The sequence below is a fragment of the Microcoleus sp. OTE_8_concoct_300 genome (genome assembly GCF_031383065.1).
Taxonomy (GTDB): Bacteria; Cyanobacteriota; Cyanobacteriia; order Cyanobacteriales; family Microcoleaceae; genus Microcoleus.
This window is the reverse complement of sequence record NZ_JANMZH010000704.1, coordinates 1-1,586: the sequence shown is the minus strand read 5'-3', so window position 1 is coordinate 1,586 and position 1,586 is coordinate 1. Positions and strand designations below refer to the sequence as shown.

Genomic DNA, 1,586 nt, shown 5'->3' with positions numbered 1-1,586 from the left:
CCGTGAAGGTCAAAGTTGGAAGGTGGGGTTGGGGCCCTAGTCAACTTTTCGGTACATGAACGAAAGTGCTGCTGTGCATGGCTTTTGACTAATTTTAGCTCATAGTCTTACACATTGTCAACGCCGAACGCGAGTCAAAGTCTTTTGAGGTAAGGGTTTTAGGCTTATTCAGCAAGCCCTTAGTAGTGGTGCTATTACTGGATTTGTCCTTATCAACAGCGAACAAGTTCAGTCATTACCTGCACCAGAAAATCCTCAACAACCCAGATCGGTTCGAGTCGATCAGCATTTTATCGAAATGATGATCCCGCATCACCAAGATGCGATCGCAATGGCTGATCTTGCTTTGATTCGTGGCAAACGCCCAGAAGTTAAAAAATTAGCCCAAGCGATTAAAAAAGACCAAACTCGTGAAATTCAAGAGATGCGTACTTGGTACAAACAGTGGTTCGGCAAAGAAGTCGCTGCACGTTCAATGAATGACATGGGCATGATGGGAGACCACCACAACCAAGGGCAGGGCACAGGCTCAGGCATGATGGGTCAGGGTCAGTGCATGATGGGTCAGGTTCAGGGCATGATGTGTCAGGGCATGATGAGCATGAAAACTGACCTCGACGCGCTCAAGAAAGCCCCGGACTTTGACAAAGAATTTGTGCGTCAAATGATTCCCCATCATCAAATGGCGGTGATGATGGCGAAGATGGCATCTGAGCGTGCTTCTCATCCAGAAATCCGTACTTTGGCTCAGTCAATCATCACATCTCAGAGCGCTGAAATCGCACAGATGCAAGGGTGGTAACAAGCCTGGAATCACGAGTTGTTCTATTCACAAGGAGGTCTTGAGGAGTATGCCCGTTATGCCGCACTGACACCTGCATTTGTCCCCTCGGGTCATCGCAACACTCAGAAAAAACTAGGGCGTTGCTTAATTAGGGTATGAAAAAAATAATTTAAAAATTCAGAAGCTTTGTGATACTGGTTTCTATGATTTGCATATTTAGCCTTTCATACCGTAAATCAGCAACGCCAGGATTCTCTTGATATTGTGCGATCGCTCTAGCCGGATGGTGGCGATCGCTTTTTCATGCTGCCGGGACTTAAACAACAAGTTTTAAAACTAAACATCGTCGCCCCAATCTAGGATACACCGACTTTGAAAACACGCCCTAGGGATTCAAGAGACAGCAGATCATGGTGCCCAGGGTGTTGATTTCTCCTTTTTAGAGGTTCTCAAAAATTTCTTTTCATTCCCCCTTGACACTCCAGTGGACTAGATACTGCAAGATAGGATTAACCCCTCAAAGGAAAGGAGAAATACAACCATGACTACAGCTAAAAGTCCTTAACATAGCGTGTTCAGCTTGCGACGAAACTATTACCAAAGCCATCAACACAGTAGATGCTGCCGCAAATGTTCAGGCAGCTCCCCAGACCAAACTGGTCAATAAGTAGTCAGACAGAATTAATTACACAAATACATAGTATAATGATATTCCAGGCAAAATTATGAGTTAATTACAGTTTCATATGATGTTTATCAGAGAAATAAATCCTCTTTCGTCTAAATTGCTCGACTCGAATTC

The 1,586-nt window shown here is 44.5% G+C and carries 1 protein-coding gene; it reads left to right on the top strand.

The window, feature by feature from the left end:
- Positions 1-166 precede the first annotated feature (166 nt).
- Positions 167-802 carry a DUF305 domain-containing protein gene (locus ACUVJL_RS31675; protein WP_445249455.1) on the top strand — a complete coding sequence of 212 codons (636 nt, stop codon included), beginning with the start codon at positions 167-169 and terminating at the stop codon, positions 800-802.
- The last annotated feature ends 784 nt before the right edge of the window (positions 803-1,586 follow it).